Source organism: Pseudomonas sp. PME37.24/006, from assembly GCF_055556635.1.
Map to the genome: position 1 here is coordinate 992,911 of NZ_JBVHNL010000002.1, position 25,102 is coordinate 1,018,012.

A 25,102-nucleotide genomic window follows, 5' to 3' on the forward strand; every position below is an offset into this window, starting at 1 on the left:
CCGCCTGCAATCATTTTGTCATCCGCCCTTTGCACTGTTCTGGTCACCGCGGCCATCCCCGTGGTGTCGTGCTTGTTCGGCTCTGTGATGGAGCCGTTGTTGTCAGGCATCTATCACAACTCTGGTCGAATGGAGCCCACCATGAGCAGCATTACGCGCCTGTCGAAAACACCCCCGTCTTCCTCCGAAAAAACCTTCGACGCCAACCTGGCCCTTGCCCAGGTCAAGCCGCGCAAGGATTCAGCGGACTACAAGCCCGCGGCGTCAGACACCAAAGCGCCCGCCCTCGCCGACTACAAGAGCATCGGCCCGGCCAACGAAGTCGCCAACGACACCATCCGTTTCGAAACCCAAAGCGGCGACAAGGTCATCGTGCTGCGCTCCACTTCGCCAGCGCTGTTCGAGCAAGTGAAGAAAGACTTCGAGACCCTCAAGACGCTGAACCAGGCCAGCGCCGACGGTGACCGCCGCGCCGGTAAGGACGATAAAGCGCCGGATAGCCTGCGCGACTACCAGGCCATCGAGAGCTTGTCCCCCGAGGTAATCCGCTACCGCAACAAGGACGGCGACGCAGTGGTGCTGGCCAAAGTCGATAACCCGGAGATGTTCGACAAGCTCGAAGACCTGAAAGACTCCCTCGACGGCATCACGGCAAGCGAAGAAGACGGTTACCGCCGCGCCAGCGATAACGAAACCTGGCCGCCTTACAGCGGCCTGGGCGTCGGTAAGGTCGATGAAATGGGCCCCGGCCTGATCCGTTACCACAACGGCGACGAAAAAGTGGTGCTGCACAAGGACGACAACCCGGGCCTGTTCGACTACCTGAGCAAGATGGAAAAGCTGCTCAGCAACGACGACTCACGCGGCGCCATGGATCGTGCTCAGGCAGACGGCCACAGCTTGCTCAACCGCGACGGCGAGGCGCCGGCTTACCCCGACTACAAGGCGATTCGCTGGGAAGGCACCGTAGGTGACAACGGCCTCATCACCTACGAAACCTGGGAGGGCGAAAAGGTTGCGGTATCCGCCGAGGTCAGCCCGGAGCTGTTTGCACAGCTCAAGAAAAACGCCGAGATCATGCTCAAGGCCAACGAGCAGGAGAAGGAAGGCTACGCCATGCTGCACCCCGGCGATTACCTGACCAGCGAGGAAATAGCCGGTGCCACGATCGGCCCGGAAGGCGAGGTCGGCGACGGGTTCGTGCGGGCGGAAATCTTCGATGGCGATAGCAGCCGCAAGGTCATCGTCTCCCGCGAACTCAACCCCACCATGTACGACCGCCTGGTCGCCGAAGACGAAGGCCGGCGCAACAACCTCGACAAGGTCGATGACGCTCGCGGCGACAGCAAGTTGCCGGAAACCGGCGAGCTGGATATCGGCAACCTGGAAACCAGCGAAAAAGATCCCAAGGACAGCAAGCGCTCGCTGACCGTTAGCGAACTGACCTGGCAGAAGGTCATCGACGGCTGGAAAAAAGGCATCGAAGACGGCTCGATCAAGGAGGACGACGACCGCGCCAAAATGTACCGCGCGCTACGTGCCCAGGGCACGCTCGATGGCGGGCTGGACATGGTCACCCTCGACATCAGCAAGGGCCAAAGCACTGCTGGTGCCAAGGGCGAGGACTTCGAAAGCATCATCGACGAGCGCAAGGTCGACGAACAGCTCACCACCCTGTTCTCCAGCGAAGCCGTCCAGAAGGACTACCTCGACGCGCAGAAAAGCGCCCTGGATGCCGTGCCCAACAAGGACGAGATCACCAAGAAGCTCGAAGACATGGCCTTCAGCGAGGCCTACGTCAAACATATCCGCGACCTGCAGGACGCCAACAAAGACGACCTGGCTGCCGCCGACATCCGCGAAACCTATTCGCAGCTGGCCATCGCCAACCCAGAGAGGGCCGCCGAGTTCGCCCAGAAGCTGCAGCTCGACGCGACCATCGTCGACCTCGACAAGCTCATGGCGAATCCCGAGTTGGTCAACGACGGCAACCTCGCCCTGGCCACCCAGGATGTGGTCAAGACCGTGCTCACTGCCCTGAAAAAAGCCGGTGTCGACCTGCCGCGCCGTACCGCCGAAAGCCTCGACAAATTCATCAACGAATTTCTCGGCGACAAGCAAACCGCCAAGGATTTTGGCAAGGCTCTGCAGGAACTGGGTGATCGTTTCATCAAGAACGGTGAAGTCACCCAGGGTGATATCGACGACCTGATGAAAAAGGACGTTTACAAAGCGCTCAACGAGAAGACCGGTGGCGGCATGCTGTCAGCCATCAGCGTACTCAATAGCAACGGCGCCCTAGGCTCGGCTGGCGGGCTGATATCCCTCGCGTCGGGTATCTACCAGATGGCCGGCGGCAAACTGGGTGGCACGCCTGAGGAGCGCCTGGCAATCGCCAAGGAAATGGTCGCCTTCTTTGGCGCCAGCCAGCACTTCGTCAACCTCGGCACCAACATCATCGACAAGGTCAACGGCAGCCACCTCAACGCCATGCTTGGCCTGGACAAGTCACTGCCGGAGATCTTCGGCAAGGGACTGCCCGAGAACCGGCCGTTCACCTCGGAAATCGGCGCACGCTTCCAGACCAACCTCGATGAATTGCTGGCCAGCGCGCCACTGGCCGACGACGCCAAGATGGCCGACAAGCTTGACCTCTCGCAATCCGATTACAAGGAGGTCATCAAGGGCATGAAGGAAGGTTTCAGCGGCACGCCAGTACTCGCCGACTCCAATGCCTTCAGCCGTGGCGCAGGCGCCTTCCTGCGCGTGCTAGACGCGGGTGCCAACACCTTCGTCGGCGTGGCCGATGCGGTGCTTGGCGGTTTGATGATCAAGAAGGGTGCAGATACCGGCGACAAGGCGATGATCGCCCAAGGCGCCATCACCGTGGCTGCTGGGGCCTTTGGGGTAGGCGGCGGCGCGGCTTCGGCCGGTGCCCTGGCCAAGCTCAGTTTCGCCCGCGCAGCGGTTGGCCCGATGTTCTGGATATCCGCCGCGCTGACCCTCGCCACCTTGCCCTTCACCATCATCGAAGACATCAAATACAACAACAAACTCGACGACTACCGCGACAGCCTCAAGGAACTGTTCACCGATCTGGAAGGCGATGGCCTGCTCAGCGAAGACGGCCTGATGCGCTTCGAATTCCTCGACGAATACATGCATGGCTACGGCCAGCGTGACGCGCCGGACGACCAGAGTATCTTCGACTACCGCAGCGATGAATGGGACTACTTCGTCGACAGAGGCCACACCTACTGGGACGGCCAACACGAAGACTACAAAGGCGACGGCGACAACCTCGACACCCGCATGGATCGCGGCTCGACTGTCGGTTCCTGACCGTAATCCTATGGCTCCCACAGCCGTGTGGGAGCCATAGGCTGCAGAGCTGACTCAGCAGGGATCTAACACGCCCGGTGCAGCACCGATCCGGCCGGATGTTCTGGATCATCCGTATCCAGGGCCGTGACCAATCGCCAACGGCGCTCAAGCTGAAGCAGACGGAGCCCGATGGCAAGAAGTGGCGCGCAAGCCTGGTAATCAAGCGCCAGATAGTGCAGCGTTGCGCCCCCAATTTCTTCCAGAGAATGCCATGCCAGACACGTCTGCGAGCCCGTGCCGTAAAGCGCTGAGCACTGGATCTGTCTCGCGTGGTCGGCTCGAACCACATGGCACAATCAGACGAAATACAAGGATCGTTGAAATGAGACAAGCAGCCATTCTCACGCTAATAGCCGTCAGCTCGGCTGCGAATGCGATTACACCGCTGGAAACGCGTAACCCGCAGGAAACCGTAACGCTCGACTATTTCATGGAGGCCTGCTCGGTCATTGGCGAAACGGCCAATGGCCTGATTGCCCATTTCGACTGCGAGTCATACCTCTATGGAATCATGGATACCCAGCGAGCACTGAACCCTTCGCTGAAGCCAGAGCAGCAGACCTGCCTGCCAGAGAAGCTCGCGCCCTGGCAGCTATACGAGCAAATCGGCACCGATATTCCTGACAGCGAGTGGGGCAAGCCCGCAGCGCCATCAATCACTCGCGTACTACGCCATAAATACCCGTGCGGCACTGGCAACACTTCAGAGCCATCAAACAATTCGTGCACGGCTGCCAAAGACGAAGCCGGGACGCATGCGTGCCTGAACGCCGAGTTGAAAAACGCCGACGACGAGCTGAACAGCGCATACCAGAGGCTCCTGTCGCGCTACGAGGAAAATAGCGCACCATCCACACCGAAAGCGCAAACGCAAGGTAGCCATCTTAAAGAAGCCCAAAGAGCCTGGATCAAACTGCGCGATACGAGCTGTGACTTCGAGACCTATGAATCCAGCACAGGCAGTGGCTTCGGCACTATCTACGCGGCCTGCCTGTTAGAACAGACGCAAAAACGGGTCGAGTACCTCAACGGGCTCATTGGGCATCCTTGATGGTGGCCATCACTCGCTACCGGCGCTGTGACCGATATTCGCCCCGAGGGCGGGGCTCCTACAGAACGTGAGCGGGCCAATGAGTGAGCATGATCAACGCCTGCGCGATGACTGTCGTGGTTGCAACGCATCGAGTGCCGGTGCGTTGAGGCGCGCCCAGTCGTAGATCAGCTCGATGGGCTCGACCAGCCGCTGCCCCAGCTCGGTCAGCGAATAATCGACAGACGGCGGCACGCTGTCGTACACCTGCCGGTTTACCAGCCCGCTGGCCTCCAGTTCGCGCAGCGTCTGCACCAACATTTTCTTCGAGATGCCGGGCAAGCTGCGGTGCAGCACACCCGCACGGGCGCTGCCGCCGTGGCGAGCATGCAAGGTGTGCAGGATCATGCTCGTCCACTTGGTGGAGAACAGTTCCAGCACACGGCGTGGCGCGCAGTCTTCGCGCCATTGTTCTTCGGGAGATCCGGTTTGCATCGGGGTGGTTACCTTTTGGTGCCGTCTTGGTTTGAGCTCGCAGCATCGCTATGGTGCCAATGCTCTATCCACGAAGGAATCCCTAATGACACATCACGCACTGGTCGTTGGCGCTAGCGGCATCGTTGGCAGCGCCACTTCTCGCCTGCTGGCCGATCAGGGTTGGCAGGTCACCGGCCTGGCCCGTAACCCAAAGGCCGCCGAAAACATTACTCCACTGGCCGCCGACCTGCTCGACCCGGCCTCGCTGGCGAGCGCCCTCGCGGGCCTCAAACCAAGCCACGTGTACCTGACCACCTGGGCACGCCAGGCGACCGAAGCGGAGAACATCCGCGTCAACTCAGCCATGATCCGCAACGTGCTCGACGCCCTGCGCGCCGCCGGCAGCGTCAAGCATGTCGCGCTGGTCACCGGGCTCAAGCATTACCTCGGCCCATTCGAAGCCTACGGCAAGGGCAGCCTGCCACAGACGCCGTTCCGCGAGGAACAGGGCCGCCTGGACGTGGAGAACTTCTACTACGCCCAGGAAGACGAGGTGTTCGCCGCCGCCAAGCGCGATGGCTTCACCTGGAGCGTGCACCGCCCGCACACCATCACCGGTGTGGCAGTCGGCAACGCCATGAACATGGCGACCACCCTCGCCGTCTACGCCTCGGTCTGCCGTGAAACCGGTCGCCCGTTCCGCTTCCCCGGCTCGGCCGTGCAGTGGAACAGCCTGACCGACATGACCGACGCCCGCCAGTTGGCCAAGCAACTGCACTGGGCCTCGACCACCCCGTCAGCCGCCAACCAGGCCTTCAACATCGTCAACGGTGACGTGTTCCGCTGGAGCTGGATGTGGCAACGTATCGCCGAGTGGTTCGGCATCGAAGCCGCCGCTTTCGAAGGCCAGCCTGCACCGCTGGAAGAACAGATGGCTGGCGATGCCGCGACCTGGCTGGAGCTGGTTGCCAAACACGATCTGGCCGAAGCCGACATCACCCGACTGATCTCCCCCTGGCACACCGACGCCGACCTGGGCCGCCCCATCGAAGTGGTTACCGACATGTCGAAAAGCCGCAAGCTGGGCTTCCTCGACTATCAGGCCAGCGACGAAGCGTTCTTCGCCGTATTCGAACACCTGCGCGCCGCCAAGCTGATTCCCTGAGCCTAAACATCCGGGTGGGTTGGAACCATCGCATGCACGTAACACTCGTCACGATGCCAAACCAACCGGCTGGGTGCGTAGAACGTCCATACGGCGCTATCATCCTGCCGATACCCTGACCTGGGCGAACAAGCGCAAGTGACAGCCTGTCATGCCGCGTTTCGCCCGAGGTCTCCCGTGCCACTGTCCGCAGGTTGCTCCAGAAGATGATGCGCATACAGCAAGCGACGCCAAACGACGTGCCAGCCCTGCTTCCCCTGGTGGCCAACTATTGGGACTTCGAGGGCATTACCGGCTTCGATCAGACCCGCGTCGCCACCCAGCTCACTCGCCTGCTCTCGACCCCGGAACTAGGCGCCGGCTGGATTGCAGTGGTGGACGGTGCCGCAGTGGGTTATCTACTGGCCGTTCAGGTATTCAGCCTCGAATACCTGGGGCTCACCGCAGAGATCGACGAGTTCTTCGTGCTGTCATCCCAGCGCGGCAGCGGAGTTGGCGTAGAACTGCTGGCCGCCGCCGAGGCAGAATTCGCACGCCGGGGCTACACCAATATCGCGCTGCAACTGTCACGGGGTAACGAGCCGGCACGCCGGTTCTACCGCAGCCGTGGCTACGCAGACAGATCGGGCTATGAGCTGCTCGATAAAGTGCTGATTACCCAATAAGGCTCGACACCACTCATAGGACGCTTCGCGTCACTCCGCCCGCTTTCGTAGGGTGGACAACGCGCAGCTTGTCCACCCCCCATAGTCAACAGCGCACTCGCTAGCGGCTATGGGCCCTTCTCCCGCCGCTTCGTTAACCTGAACCATCCCGCCCGTCCCTGCCCTAAGCAATACCGCTGCGGGTAAGGGAAATGGGCTTATCGGCCTGCCGTCAGCGGCGTCGGGTTTGGGGATTTGGGCGGATTGCCCTATCCTCGCGCCCCTTCGAATAAAGACGACCAAAGGAAGACGCCTGTGTCTGCGTTGCTCGATGCCTTCTCCGGCCTGCTCTGGACTTACCTCGCGATTCCCATGCTGCTGCTTAGCGGTGTCTATCTGACCTATAGGTGTCGTGGCGTGCAGCTGCGGATGATCCCCGAAATGTTTCGGGTCATCCTCGAGAGCAACCATGGCGACAAGGAGGCGATTTCCTCCTTCAAGGCCTTCACCATTTCTGCGGCGTCGCGGGTCGGCACCGGCAATATCGCCGGGGTGGCCACGGCGATTGCGTTGGGTGGACCGGGTGCGGTGTTCTGGATGTGGGTGGTGGCGCTGCTCGGCGGCGCGACGGCCTTCGTGGAATCGACACTGGGGCAGCTGTACAAGTCCGACAAACAGTACCGTTACCACGGCGGCCCGGCCTATTACATCCAGCGGGCCCTAGGCTGGCGTTGGCTGGCGGTGACCTTCGCGGTAATGATCAGCATCACCTATGGCCTGGTGTTCAACTCGGTGCAGGCCAATTCCATCGTCGATGCCATGCAGACCTCGTTCGGCGGCGAAGGGGGTAGCGAGACGCTGGCCTGGGGCATCGGCATCGTGCTGACGGTGCTGACTGGCGTGATCATCTTTGGCGGTGTGCAGACCATTTCCAAGGTATCGGTGACCGTGGTGCCGGTGATGGCGGTGCTGTATCTGGGCATTGGTGCGCTAGTCATCATCATGAATATCGGCCGGGTGCCGGCCATGTTCGGCGAGATTTTCACCCATGCCTTCGGCATTCGCGAGATAGCCGGTGGCGGCATCGGCGCGGCGATCATGATGGGCATGCGCCGCGGTCTGTTTTCCAACGAAGCGGGTATGGGCTCGGTGCCCAATGCCAGTGCCACGGCGTCGGTATCCCACCCGGTCAAGCAGGGCCTGGTGCAGACCCTGGGTGTGTACTTCGACACCATGGTGATCTGTACCATGACGGCGATCATCATTCTGCTCGCCGATCCCAGCCACGCCTATGGCGATGAAACCATGGGGGCAAGCCTCACGCAGTGGGCGCTGGCCGAACAGCTCGGCAACTGGGCCATTCACTTTCTGACCTTCGCCATTCTGATGTTCGCCTTCACCTCGGTGATCGGCAATTACTACTACGGCGAGTCGAACATCCAGTACATGTTCGGCAGCAAACTGTGCCTGAACCTGTTCCGTGTACTGGTGCTGGCATTCGTATTGATTGGCTCGGTAGCCAAGGTATCCGTGGTCTGGTCGATGGCTGACGTGTTCATGCCACTGCTCGCACTGACCAACCTGATCGCTATTCTGCCCTTGGCCGGCATCGTCATTCGGCTGCTCAAGCACTACAACGAGCAACGCCGTCAGGGTGTGGAGCCGGTGTTCCATCGCGACGATATGCCGGATCTGAAGAACATCGAATGCTGGGACGGCAGCGATCGCACCACCTGCGCAGAAACTTACAGCGACGCAGCGACGAAGACGCTGAAGAACTGAAGCGGCGCCATCGACCTGGCGAGAGGGGTTTCAGCGGTGATGCTTACGCTTGAAACACCTCTCGCGGGAAGAATGTGGCGCTGATCAGAACGACCTGCCCTGCCCCCCACAAGTACGACCAGATACCGTCTTACAACGCGCGCGTATTGAGCAGTCGCACGCCCAAACCAATGAACAGCGCACCAGTAAGACGTTTGATCGCAGCGACCCACTGCGCGGCCCTGAGGCGTTTGCTGAAGCGAAACGCGGTGTAGCAGTACACCGAGTGCACGACGATCACGATTGCCGCGATGGTCAGGTACATCACCAGAAACTGCCCGACGATGGAGCGCCCCGGTTGCAGGAACTGAGGCAGGAACGCGCAGAGAAAGATCAGGGTTTTGGGGTTGCTCGCCGACACCAGAAACGCCTCAATGCCGATCCGCCATTTCGAGACAGGCCCGCTGGGTATCACCACAGCGGTGTTAGTGGCAGTAGCGCTACGGCTTAACAACTGGCGCACGCCCAGGTAGATCAGGTAGCTGGCACCCACTACCTTCAAGGCCAGAAAAGCCGAAGGCACGGCAATGAGCAGCGCGCCCACACCAAGCGCGACGCCGGTGGTCACCAATAGCTGTGCAGCCAGATTACCGACCAGGGTCGCCCCCATGGCAGACGGCCCATGGCGCAATGCGTTGCGCACCACCAACAGCACATTCGGCCCGGGAGTCAGCGTGGTGGCCAGGTAAGCCAGGAAGAAGGTGAACCAGAGGTGCAGGGCCATGGTGAAGGCTCGTGATGGGAAGGCGCCTGCCGATGCTATCAGTTCACAGCGGCAGGTGGATTACCTGAGTAGCCCTCATACGCTCAGGGTCATACGCCTGGAAATGGGCAGGTTCCAATGCCCTGCCCACGCGCAGACGCATCGCCTGTATGGCCCTGCTGCAGCCAGTCCAGCAGCGCTGGCACTTCCAGCGGCCGAGAGATGTAGTAGCCCTGAGCCTCCTGACAGCCCCACTCACGCAGAACCTGCAGGGTTCGCTCGGTTTCGATGCCTTCAGCGACCACCCGCTGGCCCAACTCCGTGGCCAGGCTGATCAACGCGCGAACGATGTTCCAGTCCTTCTGCCCGGGGCGCAGGTCGTCCATGAACGAACGGTCGAGTTTTACCGTGTCAGCCGGGATGTCGCGCAGGTACGACCAGTTGCTGTAGCCGCTGCCGAAGTCATCGATAGCGATTTCCACGCCAATCGCCTTGAGGCGTTCGAGCTGTGAGATCACCACCGAGAAATCACCGACCAACGCGCTCTCGGTGAATTCCACTTCCAGGCAGGAGCCATCCAGCTCATGGCGAGCCAGCAAGCGGATGATTTCGTCGGCCAGGTGATCGTTGTTGAGATCCGCAGCGGAGACGTTGATTGCCACCTTGAGGTCGAGGCCGATCTGGCGCCAGGCGATGATCTGGCTAATCGCCTGGTTGATGACCCAGAAACTGACGGCGTGGATCAGCGCGGTTTTCTCGGCCAGGGGAATGAATTCGGCAGGGCCGATTTCGCCCAGCGTCGGATGCGCCCAGCGCAATAACGCTTCGACGGACAGACAAGCACCGCTGTGCAGGTCAACACGCGGCTGGAACACCAGGCGCAGCTGATCATCAGCGCGCACCGCGTCAGCCAGGTCGTTGAGCAGACGGGTGCTGCGTTGCTGCGCGGCATCCATCTGCTGATCGTAATAGGCCCAGCCGCAGCCCGAGGAGCGCGCTTCGTCGGCCGCACAGACGATCAGGCGCATCCAGTCAGCGGGCTGCTCATCGCCGCTCATGCGCAGCACGCCCACACCGATTTGCGGCAATACAGGTAGCCCCTGGCAGTGAATCGGTTTGCTGAATGCTTCGACCAGTTGCGCAAACACGTCTTCGGCCTGCTCGTGCTGGCTAGCAGGTACGCTGCAGGCGAAACGCAGCGCGCTGATCTTGTAGAGCTCCCAGCCGGGCGGCAGCAATGTACGCAGGGTGTCTCTCACCGCCAGGGTGAAGTCGGTGAGAAAACGAAAGCCGAGGGATTTGAGCATGTCATTGAGCTGTACCGGCGAAACCAGCTCGATGGCCACGGCGAGCGGGCTGTCGCCCCTGCTCAGGGCATCGGTGATGTCTTCGTCCAGTTTGGCGTGGTTGAACAAACCGGTAGCACCGTCGGTATAGGCTGCTGCCCGCATCTCATTGAGGCGGCTCATCGCCAGGCGGCCCATCTGCTGCAGCATGGCCATGTCGTCCGCCGACATCGGCGGCCGTGGCTGGGTATCGATCACACACAGGTTGCCGAGGATAAGGCCATTATCGAGCGCCAGAGGCACACCCGCGTAATAGCGAATACCTGGATCGCCGGTGACCAGCGGGTTGTAGCGAAACCGCTCATCCTGCGTGGCATCACACACTTCCACGCTTTCGCCGATCGCCACGCTGTAGGCGCAGAACGAATCGCTGCGTGGTGTTTCCTGCAGCTCGGTGCCCACCCGGGCACGGAACCACTGGCGCTTGCGGTCGAGGATGGTGATCAGCGAGATGGGTGCCTTGAAGTACATCGCGGCCATCTTCACCACTTCGTCGAGAAAGGGATCGGTGCTCTGTTCGAGGAGGCACGGATGCTTATCGAGCAGTGCCTGCCGGCTCAACTCATTCAAGGGAAGGGGTGGATTGGGTGCCAGCATGGTTCTTTTCTCGCTTGCTGCTTAAAACGTGATCGTGGTTCGTTTACACAAACAGCACGATAGATGATAACGAAATGACATCACAACGCGTATAGAGTTGCGACTAAGTAAGCGACCGTTGGGCGGCTAGGAACGATACGCATCAATAACGTGCGGTTTACCCGGCTCGCACATGCCGGGCGACGCGCGGCCATTGATGAATATCGGATACCAGTCGACAGCAATCCACCCTGGCGCGGTTTTAAACTCGCGCTCTTTTCAACACGGATGTTCATGAGGTTCCTATGAAGCGTTGCAGCGTGCTGTATGGCTGCGCTCTGCTGATGGTGCTGTGGTGCAACGCAGGCTTGGGGCAGCCGCTGCTAGGCGGCGGCGCGCAGTGGCATCCCTACAGTTATCAGGATGATGACGGGCAGGCCAAGGGCATCGCCGTCGACATCGTGCGCAAGGTCATGGCGCAGAACGGCCACGAGGTGAATTTCGTCTTCTACCCGGCCAACCGCCTCAACCGGCTCCTTGACGAAGGCCGCCTGGATCTCAATTACGCCGACTCACCGCTCTGGAACACGGCGGATGCCGACAAGCGCTTCGTGTATTCGCAGCCGTATTTGCAGATTCGTGAGTACCTGTACTTTTTGAGCGACCACCCGGCGCGCCTGTTGCCACTTGAAAAGCTGCAAGGGCTGCGCATTGGCATTGTGCGCGGGTATGCCTACCAGAGCCTGGAAACCGCCTTTAAAGATAAGCGGCTGGTGAAGGTTGAAACCTCGCGAGAACCTGCACTGCTGGACTTGCTGATGCTTGGCCGGGTCGACGCCATCGCAGTGGTGGACGACGTGTTCGCCGAACTGCTCACCGCTCGCCACCTCGATCAGGGACGCTTCCCCCGAGGGGTAGAACTGAGCAATGCGCCCCTGGTCATCAAGCTGCAACGCCAACACGCGAACCAACTGCCTGGGTTGAACGCCGCTTTGCAGAGGCTGATCCGCAGCGGGGAGGTCGAGCGTATCCGGCGCAGTTATCTGCTCAACCTGAACGAGCAACGCGGCAAGGCAGCGGATTGAGAGGGATAACGCAGGTCTTCAGTGGCTGACACCCGGCCTGAAGGCCACTCAGCCGAGTTTCTCAATCACCCCTGAATCGACCTCTTCGAGGGTGATGACGCATGCCCGCGTTTGTTTAAAGGAGGCTGTCGTTTCCAACCTTAGGCGTGTCAGCGACCGCGCTGGCGTGCTCGAGCGCCAGCCTCAGGCGCAACACCAGCTGCGAAATGCTTCGCGAACTGGAGAGCTCCGAGCGATTGATACCCGTCGCATTCAGGAGCACCCGTTCATCATCAGACGCACGAATCTGGATCGTTACCGTGTCGTCAGCCTCGATACTGCATCGGCAGCCCAGCGGTAAAAAAGCAGCCTCAACGATCTGCCGTTGTTCCAAAATGGACATCATCACCGTTCACCTCTCGATTAAATGGCTTTCGTTCCGCGCAAATAAGCTGGCGCTGTTTTTTTGTCGGCTTGATAACGAAGCTGCAAAAAATACTTAGGACACTTGGTATATTTCAGGCAACTAGGTTAGTGCATCAGCAATGCCAGGAACTTTTCTAATGAAAACAACATGCATCGAAAAATAACTCATGCACTTTGCAAGGAGAACAGTACCTACTCCGGCTTTTTTGCACGATCACTTGCAACGCTTTAGTTACCTGCGAAGTGTCGCTATTTCCTCGTGCACCGACCGCCTGTCTTATAGTGAAATATTTCGCTAGAACGAAGCGCTTGAAAGTTGCTTAGTACCCATGAGGGCAGTCCTCTTAACCCCATGCATGAGGAGATAACAATGACCAATAGCAACCCAGGCAACTTCGCGAATGATCGTGCAAAAGCATCGGAAGCCGGTCGCAAAGGTGGCCAGCACAGTGGCGGAAACTTTGCCAATGATCGCGTAAAGGCGGCAGAAGCAGGCCGTAAGGGCGGGCAGAACAGCCATGGCGGTGGCGGTAAGCGTTCGTCCTAGTTGAGGGCGGCAAAGGCCCACCACATGCGGGCCTAGCCTTTGGCGCCTGCTCGACCCAAGCCGACATACAGCCTGCTAGACAGGCTTGGCTAACCAGGGTATCAGCGACCGTATCGCCAACCCCATTAGCGCGTTACCAGCGTACATTTATAGCCAGGTCATTTTTAACCTGAACGCCCCCTACAGCTACCGCACTCGAAGAATAAACAAAATGATCAAGACACTCTGCTTGGACGCAATTTACGCACTCTACAACTTCATCAATCCGATCGTTGAACAGAAAACAATTGAAACGCCCTACCTGATGACAATCGAGCTCACCCATCCACTAACAATGGAATCGCTCACCATCACCGGCACCCCTTGTTTCGAAAACAAAGACGTCCTGGAAATCCTGGAAGCTCTTGTGCCCCTCGAAACGCGAGCCATGTAAGCCGCCGCTACTTATTTTTGCTTCATGGTCTCATTCAAACCATGAAGCGCTGAACGCCTGCCGTTTTCCATAAACAACATATCCTGTTGGGTATTGTTGTTTATGGAAAACAATGCATACGCAGCCGTAAAAAGCAGCTCATCAAAAAGCATCGACACCTCCCCCGGCGACTTTCCAATCAAAACAAAGCAAGCGGGTAAAGAAGCGCACATCCATACAAGACGCCGGCGCCGGCCCGGCTCAAAGTGGCGCCTCTTTTGACTGGAGGTTTGCCATGCACCCTACCCCGGTACATGAACGCAGCGACTGGGCGCTGCTCTTTCTTCGTGTCGCCGGCAGCCTGCTTCTGCTGGCGGTACATGGTTTGCCGAAGCTGCTGAACGTGCAGGCAGAGCTCGGCCTGATCGAAGACCCGCTGGGTCTTGGCCCGATCGTTACCCTCAGCCTGGCGCTGTTCGCCGAGGTGGTGTGCCCGCTGCTGATAATTCTCGGGCCGTTCACGCGTCTCGCCAGCTTGCCGATCCTGGCAGTACTGCTGGTTTCTCTGGCGCTGGTGCACCCCGAATGGAGCCTGGCCGAGGGGCAGTTCGCTTGGCTGCTGGCAATTATCTTCACCACATTGGCGATCAGTGGCCCTGGTCGTTTTGCGCTGGGCAGGCGTCTGCCCTTCCAGTAACGCCCCACGGCTCTGGCTGCCGCGCCGGTCGTGGCCAGCCGGAGCGCATGAGCACGCTCCTGCGATGCCCCTTCAAGAAAGTCAGCCTGTCGATCTGCTTGTTAGCCCGCAATGGCATTCAAACCGCCACCACGCACCTCGCGAAATCGCCACGAAGCCCAGTCTTGAGAATTCGAATCGCATTTCCGGGTGTAAGCCCGACGCCCCTACCGGTGCTTGCTGTGCACGAAATCCGGCCGCCGGCAGGCAACAAGCGTGATGCGCTCCACGTGCCTGTGACGATATTTCTGCAATCATCGTCGCAAGCGTCTGCCATGCGGTTATCACACGAGCGCAATTAAAGAGTAGGCTGCAGAAACAGTCCGAACTTTTTAGCGTTTCGGCGCCCTGTATGAACACCGCACACGAAGTCTGGAATACCCATGATCAAATCCGCCAAACATCGCGCTACCGTCATCTGCCACCAGCACGGCAAGGTTCTGCTGGTGCGCAAGGCAGAAGCGAAATGGACACTGCCGGGCGGCAAGATCGAAGCCAACGAATACCCGGCGCAAGCAGCGCTTCGCGAACTGTTCGAAGAAACCGGACTGGACAGCCAGGCGCTGGAGTTCCTCGCCCTGCACGAGTTCGACAGCCGCCCGCACCATGTTTTCCGCGTGACGGTGCCAGAAGCCCTGGACGCCAGGCCGCAGAACGAAATCGCCGACTGCCGCTGGTTCTCCTCGGTCGACCTGGACAAAGACGTCAAGAAGCCCTCGCGCAAGCTGCTCGAACTGTATTTTGCCGAGAGTTGCCTACAGCCGGCGTGACAGCCCCTTTCCCCTGAGCAGTAAAACCCCTGTCCTGGGCAGAAAACCAATCAAGGTAAGACCGGCTCAGCCCAACCTGTCGCCCGCGATCATCTCGTGGATGCGGTTGGCCACCGCTTCCATGGTGAAGGGCTTGGTCAGCAGGCGCATGCCGGGGGCCAGGTGGCCGTTGCCGATCACCGAGTTCTCCGCATAGCCGGTAATGAACAGCACCTTGAGCGCCGGCCGCTCGACGCGTGCCAGGTCAGCCAGTTGCCGACCGTTCATGCCACCGGGCAGGCCGACGTCCGTCACCAACAGGTCGATGCGTACATCCGATTGCAGGATCTTCAGCCCCGCTGCCCCGTCCCCGGCTTCCAGCGTTGTGTACCCCAACTCTTCTAGCACCTCGACGACCAGCATACGGATGGCCGGCTCGTCATCGACCACCATGATGGTTTCCCGCGAATCGGTACGCGCGTTGCTCGACTGGCTGGTCGGCTCGCTCTCTTCTTCGTCGCTGTCGTAGTAACGCGGCAAGTACAGGCACATGGTGGTGCCCTGGCCGACTTCGGAATAGATGCACACCTGCCCGCCGGACTGGCGCACGAAACCGTACACCATCGACAGCCCGAGGCCAGTGCCCTCGCCCATCGGCTTGGTGGTGAAGAACGGCTCGAAGGCGCGTTCGATCACGTCGTCGCTCATGCCGGTACCGGTGTCGGTGACGCACAGCGACAGGTACTGGCCAGGCGGCACGTTGCGCCCGCGGGAGGCGTACTCGTCGATCCACTTGTTGCCGGTTTCGATGGTCAAGCGACCGCCGTTGGGCATGGCATCACGGGCATTCAGGCACAGATTGAGCAGCGCGTTTTCCAGCTGAGGGCCGTCGATAAAGCTCGACCACAGGCCGGCAGCCAGCGCCACTTCGGTGGTGATGTGCGGCCCCACACTGCGCCGTATCAGCTCCTCCATGCCGACTACCAGACGATTGACGTTGGTCGGTTTGGGGTCGAGGGTCTGCCGGCGCGAGAAGGCCAGTAGTCGATGGGTCAGCGCCGAGGCGCGCCGTGCAGCACTCTGCGCAGCGCTGACGTAGCGATCGACATCGCTCAGGCGGCCCTGGCTGAGGCGCATCTGCAGCAGCTCCAGGGAGCCACTGATACTGGTCAGCAGATTGTTGAAGTCGTGGGCAATGCCGCCGGTCAATTGGCCGACCGCCTCCATCTTCTGCGACTGACGCAATGCATCTTCCACCACACTCAGGCGCTCTTGCTCGCGCAGGCGCTCGGTGATGTCGTAGACGAACTGGTAGGCGCCGATCTGGCGGCCGTCGGTGTCGTTCAGGCGGCTGAAATGCATTTCGTAATGGCGGGTACCCTCTGCGGCCTCGAAAGGCACCACCACATCGAATTCTTCACCGGCCAGTGCACGCTCCCATGGCGCGAGCACGGCAGCCAGGTTCTCGGGTTGACCGACGAGGTTGTCCTTCATGCTGTCGCCGATCTGCGGGCACACGCCGAAGACCTGCTCGAACTCACGCATGCCCGAGCCGTTGATGGCGATCCAGCGGTAGTCGAAGCCCATGATGAAGATCAGTGCATCGGAGCTATCCACCACCCCGGCCAGCACCCGGCGCGCCTCGTTAGCATCGCGCACGCGCAGTTCCAGGGTTTCGTTGAGCTGGCGCAGCGAGGCCTCGGCGTTCTTACGCTGGGTGATGTCCTGAAACAGCACCGCGACCTGCTTGCGACTGGCAGGCCCGACACGAAAGGCGCTGATTTCCAGATGTCGCCCCGTTGCGACCAGCTCCTGTTCGAAGCGGATCGATTCGCCGGTGTGCAGCACATGGCCGTAGCGTGCAACCCAGCTGTCCGCCTCCTCACCGACCATCTCGCGCAACTTTTGACCGACCACGTTGCGGATACCCGCGTGTTCGGCATAGGCCGGATTGGCTTCGATGTGGATGTAGTCGCTGAGCGGGCCATGGGGGCCATCGAAGAACTCGATGACGCAAAAGCCTTCGTCCATGGTGTTGAACAGAAACTCGTAACGCTCGCGCTCCTGAGCGAACGCGTTCTCGACCCGGCGCTGCTCGGCGATGTCGATTTCCTGGACGAAGATGCCGTCGACCTGCCCGTGGGCATCGAACTGCGGCAGGTAGAGGAAGTCCAGTTGATAGCCGTCTTTACCAGGCATCTGGAAATTACGTGCGCGCACCGGGCGACCGCGCCGGTAGGCTTCTTCCATCAGGTCGATAAAGCGTCGTTCAATGCGCCCGGCAAGCACTTCACGTGCCGATTTTCCCGTCACATCGCCCAGACCCAGCACGCGCTGATAAGCCGGATTGATGTGTTCGAAGGACAGTTGCTCGCCGCGCAGCACGGCCATCGCAGCAGGCGCCTGCTCGAAGATCTTCTGAAACCGGATCTCGCGATCCACAGCCCAGCTCTGGCCTTCGGATGCAGCCAGCCTGGCTTTCAGTTGGGCGTTTTCGTCTTCGAGTGCTTGCAGCCGCTGCCGAAGCGCTTCGGCGTCATCAGATATCACGATAGGAACCGAGCAGGCAGGGAATGGGAGCCAAGCGAAGCGCCATTGAATCCTGTCTCGCTACTTTTTGCCACTCCTGCAAGCGGTTTCCCGGGCAGGCGCAACGGCGCGACCTGTCGGCAATCCGCTCAGCCTGCCGCATGCTCGAAGAAGCCTGCGTGCTGGGCAAACTCGACGAAGCGTCGATTGGCAAGCGACAGATACTCGTTGGCCCGCCAGCACAATCTGAAGCTCATCACTTGGGCCGGCTCGAAGGGCACGCCGACGATACCGGGTTCGCCCTGCTGTACCGAGCGCAACAGGGTGGAAATGCCCAGCCCATCGAAGGTCGCCCGGGTCACCAGGGACACGAAGTTGCTTTGCAGGGCGATGCGGTAGGTCACTCCACCCTCAGCGCAAAATGCATCGAGCAGGTGGCGCTGCAGAAAGCTCTGGTCGAACACCACCATATCCACATCCTGCAGACGTCCTGCCGGCAGTCGTGCCTCACCGGCCAGGGGGTGCTGTTCGTTCATGCACAGCACCATTTCGTCAGTGCCGAGCAGCACCGATTCCCAGGCGCTGCTCACCCGCCGTGATTCGAGCAGGGCGAGATCGATCTGCCGCTCCTCGAGCAGTCGGCCGATCTCGTCGGCACTGCCTTCGAGCACGCTCATGACGATGCCCGGATACGCCTGACGAAAGGCGCTGAGCAGCTCCGGCATGTAATGGATGCCGAACATCGGTGGCACGCCGAGGCGTATCTCGCCGCGTTGCAGATCGGCCATGTCACCCAGTTCCTGGCGCGCCATATCCAGTTCCAGCAGCGCCTTGGCGACACGTTCCAGAAACACCTGACCTTCGGCGGTCACGGTGATCTGCCGCGCGGCGCGGTTGAAGAGCACCACACCCAGCTCGTCTTCGAGGCGGGTCACGGCCATGCTCAGTGCTGGCTGGGCGATATGCATCGCCTCGGCCGCTCTGGTGAAGCTGCCCAGCCGGGCAATTTCCACACAGCACTTCAACGCTCTCAGGTTCACGGCACAGCCCCATAACAATTTGTGATGCAAAGCATCATAACAATATATTTATCATGATGAGCCGACCCTCCTAGCATGGCCGCCAGTCCATCGGTCAGGAGCTTCCGCCATGCCTATCGCCTTTATCGGTCTCGGACAGATGGGTCGGCCGATGGCCATCAATCTGCTCCACGATCACCCCGCCCTGCTGGTCAGCTCAGCCAGTGGCCGCGCCTACCCCGAGTTGACCGGGCTGGGCGCACAAGCCACCGATGATCGGCGGCGCCTGGCGCAATGCGATCTGGTCTTTCTGTCCCTACCCAATGCAACAGTGATCAGGGAACTGCTGTTCGCGGCAGACGGCCTTGCACAGTGGATGCGCCCGGGAAGCATCGTCGTCGACACCAGCACCGTCGATTACCAGCAAACCCTGGCGATCGAAAGCGAGCTGGCGACGCGTGGCATCCACTTCATGGATGCTCCAGTATCCGGCATGCCGTCACGGGCGGCCGACGGTACCCTGACCATCATGTGCGGCGGCAGCGAGGCTTTGTTCGCGGATGTGCAGCCGTACTTGCAGAGCATGGCCACGACCATCATGCACATGGGCGCAGCGGGTAGCGGCCAACTGACCAAGCTGATCAACCAGTTGCTCTACGACATCAATTGCGCGGCGCTGGCGGAAATTCTGCCAATGGCGGTCAAGCTCGGCCTGGATGCCGAGAAGGTCAGCGCCGTGGTCAACAACGGCACCGGGCGCAGCCATGCGTCCAGCTATTTTCTGCCACACATACTCGCCGGCCGCTTCGACAGCGCCTACCCGCTCGATCACGCCTACAAGGACCTCTCCAGCGCAGCACACCTCAGCGCCGACCTGGGCATTCCCCTGCCGCTGCTCTCGGCCGCCACGGCGATCTACCAGAGCGCCTTGCTGCAAGGCCATGGCCGCGACGACAAGGGCGCCATGATCAAGGTCTACGAACGGCTGCTGGGCGTGGAGTTTCGCGCCGCGTCGCGAACCAGCAATACGGCGCCCATTCAGTCTCACTGAGACGACTACCCATCAGGAACCACCATGCAAAACGATGCGTTCGACCCCGTTGCTACCGCTACGCTGCTGCTGAAAACCTGGCGCGCCGCAACGCTGCTCGACAGCCTGCCCAGCGAGCTGCGCCCTAATACCCTGCAACAGGGTTACGACGCGCAGGACTGCCTGTTCAAGGCAGCGGGCGGCACTCGAGCCGGCTGGAAGCTGGGCGTCGGCAGCCCCGCCGCCATGCGCACTGCACAACTGTCGCGGCCGCTGGTGGGTCAACTGGAAGCAGCGCGCTGTCACCCCAGCGGAGCACGGCTGCAGCTCCCCGTGAACGGGCCACTGACCATCGAATGCGAGATCGCCTTCGTGCTCGCCCGGGATATCGAGCCGCTGCCGGGCCGTAGCGTGCAGCCCGATGACATCAGCCATACCTGCCTGACCTTCGAGGTGGTGCGCTCACGCTTCATCGACCGCAAAAGCGTCGGCTGGCCAAGCTTCACGGCGGACAACGTCGGCTTCGAAGCGCTGATCATCGGCACGCCCGCCTGCAGAGGTCTCGACCTGCAGGTGCTGCGCGAACTCGCGCAAACGACCGTGGTGCACCTGAACGGCGAGCCCAAAGCGCGCACGCTGCACGGCGATGCCGCCACCGATCCGCTGAACTCACTGGCCGCCCTCTACGCCCACGCCGCCGAACGCGGCGAGACGCTGCGCGCCGGCGATATCGTTTCCACCGGCGCACTGTGCGAGCCCTTCGATATCAGCGGTAGCGGCCATGAACTGGCGGTGCGTTATCTGGGCGAGGAGCTTCGCTTTTGCTGTTGACGAGGACAGACGAGGCGAACGCCGCACTGGCTGAAAATCAGACCTCAGGAAGCGAGCGACGCACCTTGTCGAGCAGCTCGCTCATCTTGAACGGCTTGGTCAGCAGCTCCATGCCGCTGTCGAGGAACACCTGGCGGTTGATGGCGTTCTCGGCATAGCCGGTCATGAACAGAATCGACAATGCAGGGCGCAGCTTGCGCGCCGCTTCGGCCAATTCGCGACCGTTCATGCGCGGCAGGCCGACGTCGGTCAGCAGCAGGTCGATGACCGTATCGCTCTGCAAATGGGCCAACGCAGTCTCCACGTCTTCGGCTTGAGTGCAGCGGTAACCGGCCTCCTCCAGCACTTCGCAGACGAAGGCTCGCACCGTGGCTACGTCTTCGACGATCAGTACATGCTCGCCAGCGCCGCGCTGCTCAACCTGCTCAGCATCGTTCTCGATGACGACCGGCTCGCTACTGGCTGGCAGCATGATGGTGACTTCCGTACCACGCCGGGTCGCGCTGCGAATGCTTGCGTTGCCGCCGGACTGGCGAGCGAAACCGTAGATGGTCGACAGCCCAAGGCCAGTGCCCTGCCCCACCGGTTTGGTGGTGAAGAAGGGATCGAAGACCTTGTCGATCAGCGCGTGATCGATACCACTGCCGTCGTCGCGTACCGATAGCGCGATGTAGATGCCGTCAGCCAGGTTTGGATCGCCGCTGGAGTGGGCGGTGTAAGTGCTGACCCAGATATTGCCGCCATGAGGCAGCGCATCCCGGGCGTTGATCACCAGGTTGAGCACGGCGTTTTCCAGCTGGCTGGGGTCGACCAGGGCGATGGCCGGCTTGCCGGTCAGTTCCAGGGTCAGGGTGATCTGTTCGCCGATGGTGCGCACCAGCAGCTCTTCCAGCGAGCGCACACGTTCGTTTACGTCTACGGCGCGGTTGTCGAGGGGCTGCTTGCGGGCGAACGCGAGCAACCGATGAGTCAGCGCAGCCGCACTCATCGCCGAGCTGAGCGCAGCGTCGGTATACAGCTGCACACGGTCGAGACGCTGTTCGGCAACCCGTTTCTGAATCAGCTCCAGGCTGGTGATGATGCCAGTGAGCATGTTGTTGAAGTCGTGGGCGATCCCACCGGTGAGGTTGCCCAGCGCTTCCATTTTCTGCACCTGCAGCAACTGTGCTTCGGTGCGGGCGCGTTCGGCAACTTCGCGGGCCAGCCTGCTGGTGGCGTCGTCCAGCTGCGCCAAGTGCAGGCGCTCGCGGCGACGGTGCTCGGTGACGTCTTCGACGAACACCAAACTCAGTTCCGGGGTGCGGTACGGTGACACCTGCCACTCGGTTTCCCGGGTTTCGCCCTTTACTTGCATGTTCAGCGAGCCTTTCCAGCGCTCACCGGCTTTCAAGCGCAGGCGCAACTCATCGAGCAGCTCACTCTGGTCAGCGGTAAAGCACTCGCTCAACGCCTCGGTATCGTGGTTGTCCTGGGTCAGTTGGGCAAAGGCATGGTTGCACTCGTGGATCTTGAAGCTCGAATCGAGCACGGCAATCGGCGCCGAGACGTTGGCGAAAATCTCTCGAAAACGCGCTTCGCTTTCCCGCAGCGCATGTTCGGTATCACGCACCCGCAACAGCGTGCGCAGAGTTGCCAGCAATACGTCAGGGTCTACAGGGTGAACGAGGTAGGCGTCGGCACCGGCCTCGAGGCCGGTGATGATATCGCCGGTCTGGATCGACGCCGCCGACACGTGGATCACCGGCAACAGCGCCGTAGCTGGTTCGGCGCGCAGAATGCGGACTATATCGAAGCCACTCATGTCCGGCAGGTTGACGTCGAGAATCAGCGCGTCCGGCGACTCGTTGCGGATCAGCTCCAGCCCGTCTGTGCCTGTGCCGGCCTCCAGCACCCGATAACCATGCCGCTCAAGGCGCCTGCGCAAGGCATAGCGGGTAGCAACATTGTCATCAACGATCAACAAGCGCAGATCAGGCTTCATCGGCGGCTTCCTGGGCAATTGCCAACGGGATGATCACGAAGAACACCGACCCGACGCCCGGCTCGCTTTGCACACCGACCTCACCACCGAGCAACGCCGCAAAACGTTTGCACAGGGAAAGCCCCAGGCCGGTGCCGCGCAGGCGTTTCTGCAACGGTGAGTCAACCTGGGAGAAGTCCTCGAACAAGGTGCCGTGCAGCTCGGGGGCGATGCCAATACCGGTGTCGCTGACCGCGAAGCGCACCCGGTCGGTGCCCTCCAGGCGAGCGGACACCCGCACTTCGCCGCGGGTAGTGAACTTCAGGGAGTTGGCGATGAAATTACGCAGGATCTGCGCCAGCTTCTTGTCGTCGGTGAACAGCCGCGGCAAGCCCACTGGCTCCTCGAAAATCAGATCCACGGCGCTGGCGTCGACGATTGGCCGGAACATGCCACGCAGCGCCGAGAACAGGTCGAACATATCGAACCAGGCTGGCGAAATGCTGATGCGTCCGGCCTCGATCTTGGCCAGGTCGAGCAGGTCGTCGACCATGTCGCTGAGCTCGCGCGCCGCCGTGCTGACGAATGCCACCTGGCGGTGCTGCTCAGCGCTCAACGGACCGTCCAGCTCGTCGGTGAGTAAGCTGGTGATGCTCAGGATCGAGCCCAGCGGCGTACGGAATTCGTGGCTCATGTAAGACAGAAAGCGGCTCTTCAAGTCCGATGCCTGGCGCAACTCGTCGGCCTGGTTGTCGAGTTCGGCATACAGAGCGAGCACGCCCTGGTTGGTTTCATCGAGCTCTTCGCGCAGCGCAGCGCTTTCGCCTTGCAAGCGGGCGATCAGCGCCGCCTGCTCGGCGTGGGTAAGGTCAGTGGGCTCAACCATGAGCAGCCTCCAGGGCAATGACCACGACGGTGACATCGTCACGGCCGCGGCAGAAATCTCGGTGCAGCACAGCGGCGATCACGGCAGGATGGCAATGCACCAGGCCGGGATAGTCTTTCAGGTTCCAGCGCGACTGCAGGCCGTCGCTGTGCAGAATCAATAGCTGGCCGTTGATCTCGTCAAAGTCGAAAGGCCGGGCCTTGCGGTATTGGCCACCGACGATGCCTGGGTGCGATGCCAGCCCACGGGACTTCTCGGTGCTGATCAGCGTGGCGCTGATATTGCCGACACCGACAAAGCGCAAGGTGCCGCTGTCGAGCCGTGCCTGGGCGATGGCCACCGCACCGCCACGTGTGCCGTTCATGGCGTAGTGGAGCTCTTCGAGCAGCATGACCGAATCGCTGAACGGCGCCAGCGCGAAGGCTCGCTCTCCAGCCAGCGCGGCGCGCTCGGCTTCTTCACCGTGGCCAAGCCCGTCGATTACCAGGGCGCTGATGGCGCCGTCCTGGGCAGCCAGGTGCCAGACGTCACCACAGGCCGGGTCGTCGTGCAGCGAATGCTGGCTGACGCCGAAGCGCCAGTCCGGCCGTTTGTCCGTGCGTGAATAGAAGCGTGCCAGCAGCACCGCACCGCGCGCATCGGCGTACACGTCGAACACCTCTGCCTGCCGTGAGACCGCGCCAAGCCCGATGCCTTGGGTGCCGCCGGTGGAATAGCCGTCAGCCAGACAGGCGTTCAGGTCGAAGCCCTGGCCACGATCCACGGCGAGCACCTCAATGCCAGCGCCGCTCGGGCGTGGTACCACCCGCAAATGCAGCTCACCGTGTCCGGCATGCTTGAGCAGGTTGCTCGCCAGCTCGGTGGTCACCAGGGCCACACGGCCGGCATCGGTTTCATCGAAACCCTGCTGCTCGGCCAGTTTCTGTGCGGTACGCCTGGCGTGACCAACTTGGCTGTTGTCGTCGATGGGCAGAACCTGGGTCAGGCTGCCGCTGATAGTCATGTCCATCGGGTGATCGTGATTCGCGTGCCTTCACCGGGTGCGGTGTCCAGTTCGAATTCGTCGACCAGACGCTTGGCGCCGGTCAGGCCGAGACCAAGGCCGTTACCGGACGTCCAGCCATCGGTCATCGCGAGCTTCAGGTCGGGAATGCCTGGGCCTTCGTCGCGAAAGGTCAGGCGCAGGCCAACCCGGGCGCTGTCTTCGAGCACCTGCCAGTCCATGTCACCGCCGCCGCCATAGACCATGGTGTTACGCGCCAGCTCGCTGACCGCCGTGACCAGCTTGGTCAGGTCGATCAAGCGCATGCCGCACTCGGTGGCCAGCTTGCGTGCGGTCTGGCGCGCCAATACCACGTCCTGCTCGATGTTGATCGGTTGGGTACCGCTGCTGCGTACGATCATTGTTGAGCTACTCGTTCCCGCAGCAACTTCATCCCACGATCAACGTTCAGCGCGGTGCTCACGCCCGGCAAGGTCATGCCCAGTTCCACCAGGGTGATCGCCACCGCAGGCTGCATGCCGACCAGCATGGTTTCGGCATCCATGATCTTCGACAGCCCCGAGATGGTGCCGATCATTCGGCCGATGAACGAATCGACCATGTCCAGCGCGGAGATGTCGATCAGCACGCCACGGGCCGATGTCTTGCTGATCAGCTCGGACAAATCGTCCTGCAGGGTCAGAGCAAGCTGGTCATGCATGTCGACCTGAATGGTCACCAGCAGGAACTCGCCCATCCGCAAAATCGGAATGCGTTCCATGGGT

General features: G+C 61.0%; 22 protein-coding genes and 1 pseudogene. 12 read left to right on the forward strand and 11 right to left on the reverse strand.

Features of this window, described 5'->3' with window-relative positions:
* Nucleotides 1–141: 141 nt before the first annotated feature.
* Together ACZ3GY_RS10180 and ACZ3GY_RS10185 are read left to right on the forward strand one after the other, a co-directional pair.
* Nucleotides 142–3,342 carry a putative sodium/potassium/calcium exchanger gene (locus ACZ3GY_RS10180; RefSeq protein ID WP_465909914.1) on the forward strand — a complete coding sequence of 1,067 codons (3,201 nt, stop codon included), beginning with the start codon at nt 142–144 and terminating at the stop codon, nt 3,340–3,342.
* Between the two features lie 364 nt (nt 3,343–3,706).
* Nucleotides 3,707–4,435, forward strand: a complete 729-nt coding sequence (locus ACZ3GY_RS10185; protein ID WP_465909915.1) for a lysozyme inhibitor LprI family protein — start codon at nt 3,707–3,709, stop codon at nt 4,433–4,435.
* A gap of 93 nt (nt 4,436–4,528) precedes the next feature.
* Here the strand turns inward: ACZ3GY_RS10185 and ACZ3GY_RS10190 are convergent, their stop codons facing one another.
* A complete protein-coding gene (locus ACZ3GY_RS10190; RefSeq protein WP_465909916.1) occupies nt 4,529–4,909 on the reverse strand; it encodes a winged helix-turn-helix transcriptional regulator in 381 nt (126 codons plus the stop codon).
* A gap of 85 nt (nt 4,910–4,994) precedes the next feature.
* Here ACZ3GY_RS10190 and ACZ3GY_RS10195 point away from each other — a divergent pair, with 85 nt between their 5' ends.
* The 3 genes from ACZ3GY_RS10195 (at nt 4,995) to ACZ3GY_RS10205 (ending at nt 8,482) form a co-directional block, all read left to right on the forward strand.
* Nucleotides 4,995–6,056, forward strand: coding sequence for an SDR family oxidoreductase (locus tag ACZ3GY_RS10195; protein ID WP_465909917.1), 1,062 nt, complete (start codon nt 4,995–4,997; stop codon nt 6,054–6,056).
* Nucleotides 6,057–6,262: 206 nt separating this feature from the next.
* Complete coding sequence (locus ACZ3GY_RS10200) at nt 6,263–6,721, forward strand: GNAT family N-acetyltransferase (protein WP_465909918.1); 459 nt, start codon at nt 6,263–6,265, stop codon at nt 6,719–6,721.
* 294 nt (nt 6,722–7,015) lie between these two features.
* Nucleotides 7,016–8,482, forward strand: coding sequence for an alanine/glycine:cation symporter family protein (locus ACZ3GY_RS10205; RefSeq protein ID WP_465909920.1), 1,467 nt, complete (start codon nt 7,016–7,018; stop codon nt 8,480–8,482).
* A 130-nt stretch (nt 8,483–8,612) separates the two neighbouring features.
* Here the strand turns inward: ACZ3GY_RS10205 and ACZ3GY_RS10210 are convergent, their stop codons facing one another.
* Both ACZ3GY_RS10210 and ACZ3GY_RS10215 read right to left on the reverse strand, forming a co-directional pair.
* On the reverse strand, nt 8,613–9,245 hold the full coding sequence (locus ACZ3GY_RS10210; protein ID WP_465909921.1) for a LysE family translocator: 633 nt from the start codon (nt 9,243–9,245) through the stop codon (nt 8,613–8,615).
* Between the two features lie 89 nt (nt 9,246–9,334).
* A complete protein-coding gene (locus ACZ3GY_RS10215; protein ID WP_465909922.1) occupies nt 9,335–11,167 on the reverse strand; it encodes a sensor domain-containing phosphodiesterase in 1,833 nt (610 codons plus the stop codon).
* A gap of 284 nt (nt 11,168–11,451) precedes the next feature.
* Between ACZ3GY_RS10215 and ACZ3GY_RS10220 the strand changes: the two genes are divergently transcribed.
* On the forward strand, nt 11,452–12,231 hold the full coding sequence (locus tag ACZ3GY_RS10220) for a substrate-binding periplasmic protein (protein WP_465909923.1): 780 nt from the start codon (nt 11,452–11,454) through the stop codon (nt 12,229–12,231).
* A 115-nt stretch (nt 12,232–12,346) separates the two neighbouring features.
* On the opposite strand, the gene ACZ3GY_RS10225 is transcribed toward ACZ3GY_RS10220, so the two are convergent.
* On the reverse strand, nt 12,347–12,616 hold the full coding sequence (locus tag ACZ3GY_RS10225; RefSeq protein ID WP_465909924.1) for a DUF1652 domain-containing protein: 270 nt from the start codon (nt 12,614–12,616) through the stop codon (nt 12,347–12,349).
* A gap of 408 nt (nt 12,617–13,024) precedes the next feature.
* On the opposite strand from ACZ3GY_RS10225, the pseudogene ACZ3GY_RS10230 reads away from it, so the two are divergent.
* From ACZ3GY_RS10230 to ACZ3GY_RS10245, 4 genes and pseudogenes are all read left to right on the forward strand, one after another.
* Nucleotides 13,025–13,183 (forward strand): annotated as a pseudogene (locus ACZ3GY_RS10230) (con-10 family general stress protein); the annotation flags it as partial.
* A gap of 211 nt (nt 13,184–13,394) precedes the next feature.
* Nucleotides 13,395–13,616, forward strand: a complete 222-nt coding sequence (locus ACZ3GY_RS10235) for a hypothetical protein (RefSeq protein WP_465909925.1) — start codon at nt 13,395–13,397, stop codon at nt 13,614–13,616.
* A 274-nt stretch (nt 13,617–13,890) separates the two neighbouring features.
* The gene (locus ACZ3GY_RS10240; protein ID WP_465909926.1) at nt 13,891–14,292 is read left to right on the forward strand and encodes a DoxX family protein; all 402 of its coding nucleotides are present in this window, start codon (nt 13,891–13,893) and stop codon (nt 14,290–14,292) included.
* A 422-nt stretch (nt 14,293–14,714) separates the two neighbouring features.
* Nucleotides 14,715–15,101, forward strand: a complete 387-nt coding sequence (locus ACZ3GY_RS10245) for an NUDIX hydrolase (RefSeq protein ID WP_465909927.1) — start codon at nt 14,715–14,717, stop codon at nt 15,099–15,101.
* Nucleotides 15,102–15,167: 66 nt separating this feature from the next.
* Here ACZ3GY_RS10245 and ACZ3GY_RS10250 read toward each other — a convergent pair whose 3' ends face one another.
* Both ACZ3GY_RS10250 and ACZ3GY_RS10255 read right to left on the reverse strand, forming a co-directional pair.
* A complete protein-coding gene (locus ACZ3GY_RS10250; protein ID WP_465909929.1) occupies nt 15,168–17,630 on the reverse strand; it encodes a PAS domain-containing protein in 2,463 nt (820 codons plus the stop codon).
* Nucleotides 17,631–17,758: 128 nt separating this feature from the next.
* On the reverse strand, nt 17,759–18,649 hold the full coding sequence (locus ACZ3GY_RS10255; RefSeq protein ID WP_465909930.1) for a LysR family transcriptional regulator: 891 nt from the start codon (nt 18,647–18,649) through the stop codon (nt 17,759–17,761).
* 109 nt (nt 18,650–18,758) lie between these two features.
* Between ACZ3GY_RS10255 and ACZ3GY_RS10260 the strand changes: the two genes are divergently transcribed.
* A complete protein-coding gene (locus tag ACZ3GY_RS10260; RefSeq protein WP_465909931.1) occupies nt 18,759–19,679 on the forward strand; it encodes an NAD(P)-dependent oxidoreductase in 921 nt (306 codons plus the stop codon).
* Nucleotides 19,680–19,703: 24 nt separating this feature from the next.
* A complete protein-coding gene (locus tag ACZ3GY_RS10265; RefSeq protein ID WP_465909932.1) occupies nt 19,704–20,489 on the forward strand; it encodes a 2-keto-4-pentenoate hydratase in 786 nt (261 codons plus the stop codon).
* A 37-nt stretch (nt 20,490–20,526) separates the two neighbouring features.
* Here the strand turns inward: ACZ3GY_RS10265 and ACZ3GY_RS10270 are convergent, their stop codons facing one another.
* Genes ACZ3GY_RS10270 through ACZ3GY_RS10290 form a run of 5 tightly spaced genes read right to left on the reverse strand, consistent with a single transcriptional unit; the run spans nt 20,527 to nt 25,098 of the window.
* Complete coding sequence (locus ACZ3GY_RS10270) at nt 20,527–22,470, reverse strand: PAS domain-containing hybrid sensor histidine kinase/response regulator (protein WP_465909933.1); 1,944 nt, start codon at nt 22,468–22,470, stop codon at nt 20,527–20,529.
* Nucleotides 22,460–23,335 (reverse strand): sensor histidine kinase, encoded by an 876-nt coding sequence (locus ACZ3GY_RS10275; protein ID WP_463564332.1) that lies wholly within the window; start codon nt 23,333–23,335, stop codon nt 22,460–22,462. Before ACZ3GY_RS10275 ends, ACZ3GY_RS10270 begins: the two co-directional genes overlap by 11 nt.
* Nucleotides 23,328–24,338, reverse strand: coding sequence for an ATP-binding protein (locus ACZ3GY_RS10280; RefSeq protein WP_465910029.1), 1,011 nt, complete (start codon nt 24,336–24,338; stop codon nt 23,328–23,330). Before ACZ3GY_RS10280 ends, ACZ3GY_RS10275 begins: the two co-directional genes overlap by 8 nt.
* The gene (locus ACZ3GY_RS10285) at nt 24,335–24,739 is read right to left on the reverse strand and encodes an anti-sigma regulatory factor (protein WP_225831196.1); all 405 of its coding nucleotides are present in this window, start codon (nt 24,737–24,739) and stop codon (nt 24,335–24,337) included. Before ACZ3GY_RS10285 ends, ACZ3GY_RS10280 begins: the two co-directional genes overlap by 4 nt.
* Nucleotides 24,736–25,098, reverse strand: coding sequence for an STAS domain-containing protein (locus ACZ3GY_RS10290; RefSeq protein ID WP_225831194.1), 363 nt, complete (start codon nt 25,096–25,098; stop codon nt 24,736–24,738). Before ACZ3GY_RS10290 ends, ACZ3GY_RS10285 begins: the two co-directional genes overlap by 4 nt.
* Nucleotides 25,099–25,102: the final 4 nt, after the last annotated feature.

Excerpts from the sequence above, each read along its gene's own strand:
- ACZ3GY_RS10180 (WP_465909914.1), top strand. The coding sequence starts at position 142 with ATGAGCAGCATTACGCGCCTGTCGAAAACACCCCCGTCTTCCTCCGAA.
- ACZ3GY_RS10185 (WP_465909915.1), top strand. The coding sequence starts at position 3,707 with ATGAGACAAGCAGCCATTCTCACGCTAATAGCCGTCAGCTCGGCTGCG.
- ACZ3GY_RS10190 (WP_465909916.1), bottom strand. The coding sequence starts at position 4,909 with ATGCAAACCGGATCTCCCGAAGAACAATGGCGCGAAGACTGCGCGCCA.
- ACZ3GY_RS10195 (WP_465909917.1), top strand. The coding sequence starts at position 4,995 with ATGACACATCACGCACTGGTCGTTGGCGCTAGCGGCATCGTTGGCAGC.
- ACZ3GY_RS10200 (WP_465909918.1), top strand. The coding sequence starts at position 6,263 with ATGATGCGCATACAGCAAGCGACGCCAAACGACGTGCCAGCCCTGCTT.
- ACZ3GY_RS10210 (WP_465909921.1), bottom strand. The coding sequence starts at position 9,245 with ATGGCCCTGCACCTCTGGTTCACCTTCTTCCTGGCTTACCTGGCCACC.
- ACZ3GY_RS10215 (WP_465909922.1), bottom strand. The coding sequence starts at position 11,167 with ATGCTGGCACCCAATCCACCCCTTCCCTTGAATGAGTTGAGCCGGCAG.
- ACZ3GY_RS10220 (WP_465909923.1), top strand. The coding sequence starts at position 11,452 with ATGAAGCGTTGCAGCGTGCTGTATGGCTGCGCTCTGCTGATGGTGCTG.
- ACZ3GY_RS10225 (WP_465909924.1), bottom strand. The coding sequence starts at position 12,616 with ATGATGTCCATTTTGGAACAACGGCAGATCGTTGAGGCTGCTTTTTTA.
- ACZ3GY_RS10235 (WP_465909925.1), top strand. The coding sequence starts at position 13,395 with ATGATCAAGACACTCTGCTTGGACGCAATTTACGCACTCTACAACTTC.
- ACZ3GY_RS10240 (WP_465909926.1), top strand. The coding sequence starts at position 13,891 with ATGCACCCTACCCCGGTACATGAACGCAGCGACTGGGCGCTGCTCTTT.
- ACZ3GY_RS10245 (WP_465909927.1), top strand. The coding sequence starts at position 14,715 with ATGATCAAATCCGCCAAACATCGCGCTACCGTCATCTGCCACCAGCAC.
- ACZ3GY_RS10260 (WP_465909931.1), top strand. The coding sequence starts at position 18,759 with ATGCCTATCGCCTTTATCGGTCTCGGACAGATGGGTCGGCCGATGGCC.
- ACZ3GY_RS10265 (WP_465909932.1), top strand. The coding sequence starts at position 19,704 with ATGCAAAACGATGCGTTCGACCCCGTTGCTACCGCTACGCTGCTGCTG.
- ACZ3GY_RS10270 (WP_465909933.1), bottom strand. The coding sequence starts at position 22,470 with ATGAAGCCTGATCTGCGCTTGTTGATCGTTGATGACAATGTTGCTACC.
- ACZ3GY_RS10275 (WP_463564332.1), bottom strand. The coding sequence starts at position 23,335 with ATGGTTGAGCCCACTGACCTTACCCACGCCGAGCAGGCGGCGCTGATC.
- ACZ3GY_RS10280 (WP_465910029.1), bottom strand. The coding sequence starts at position 24,338 with ATGACTATCAGCGGCAGCCTGACCCAGGTTCTGCCCATCGACGACAAC.
- ACZ3GY_RS10285 (WP_225831196.1), bottom strand. The coding sequence starts at position 24,739 with ATGATCGTACGCAGCAGCGGTACCCAACCGATCAACATCGAGCAGGAC.
- ACZ3GY_RS10290 (WP_225831194.1), bottom strand. The coding sequence starts at position 25,098 with ATGGAACGCATTCCGATTTTGCGGATGGGCGAGTTCCTGCTGGTGACC.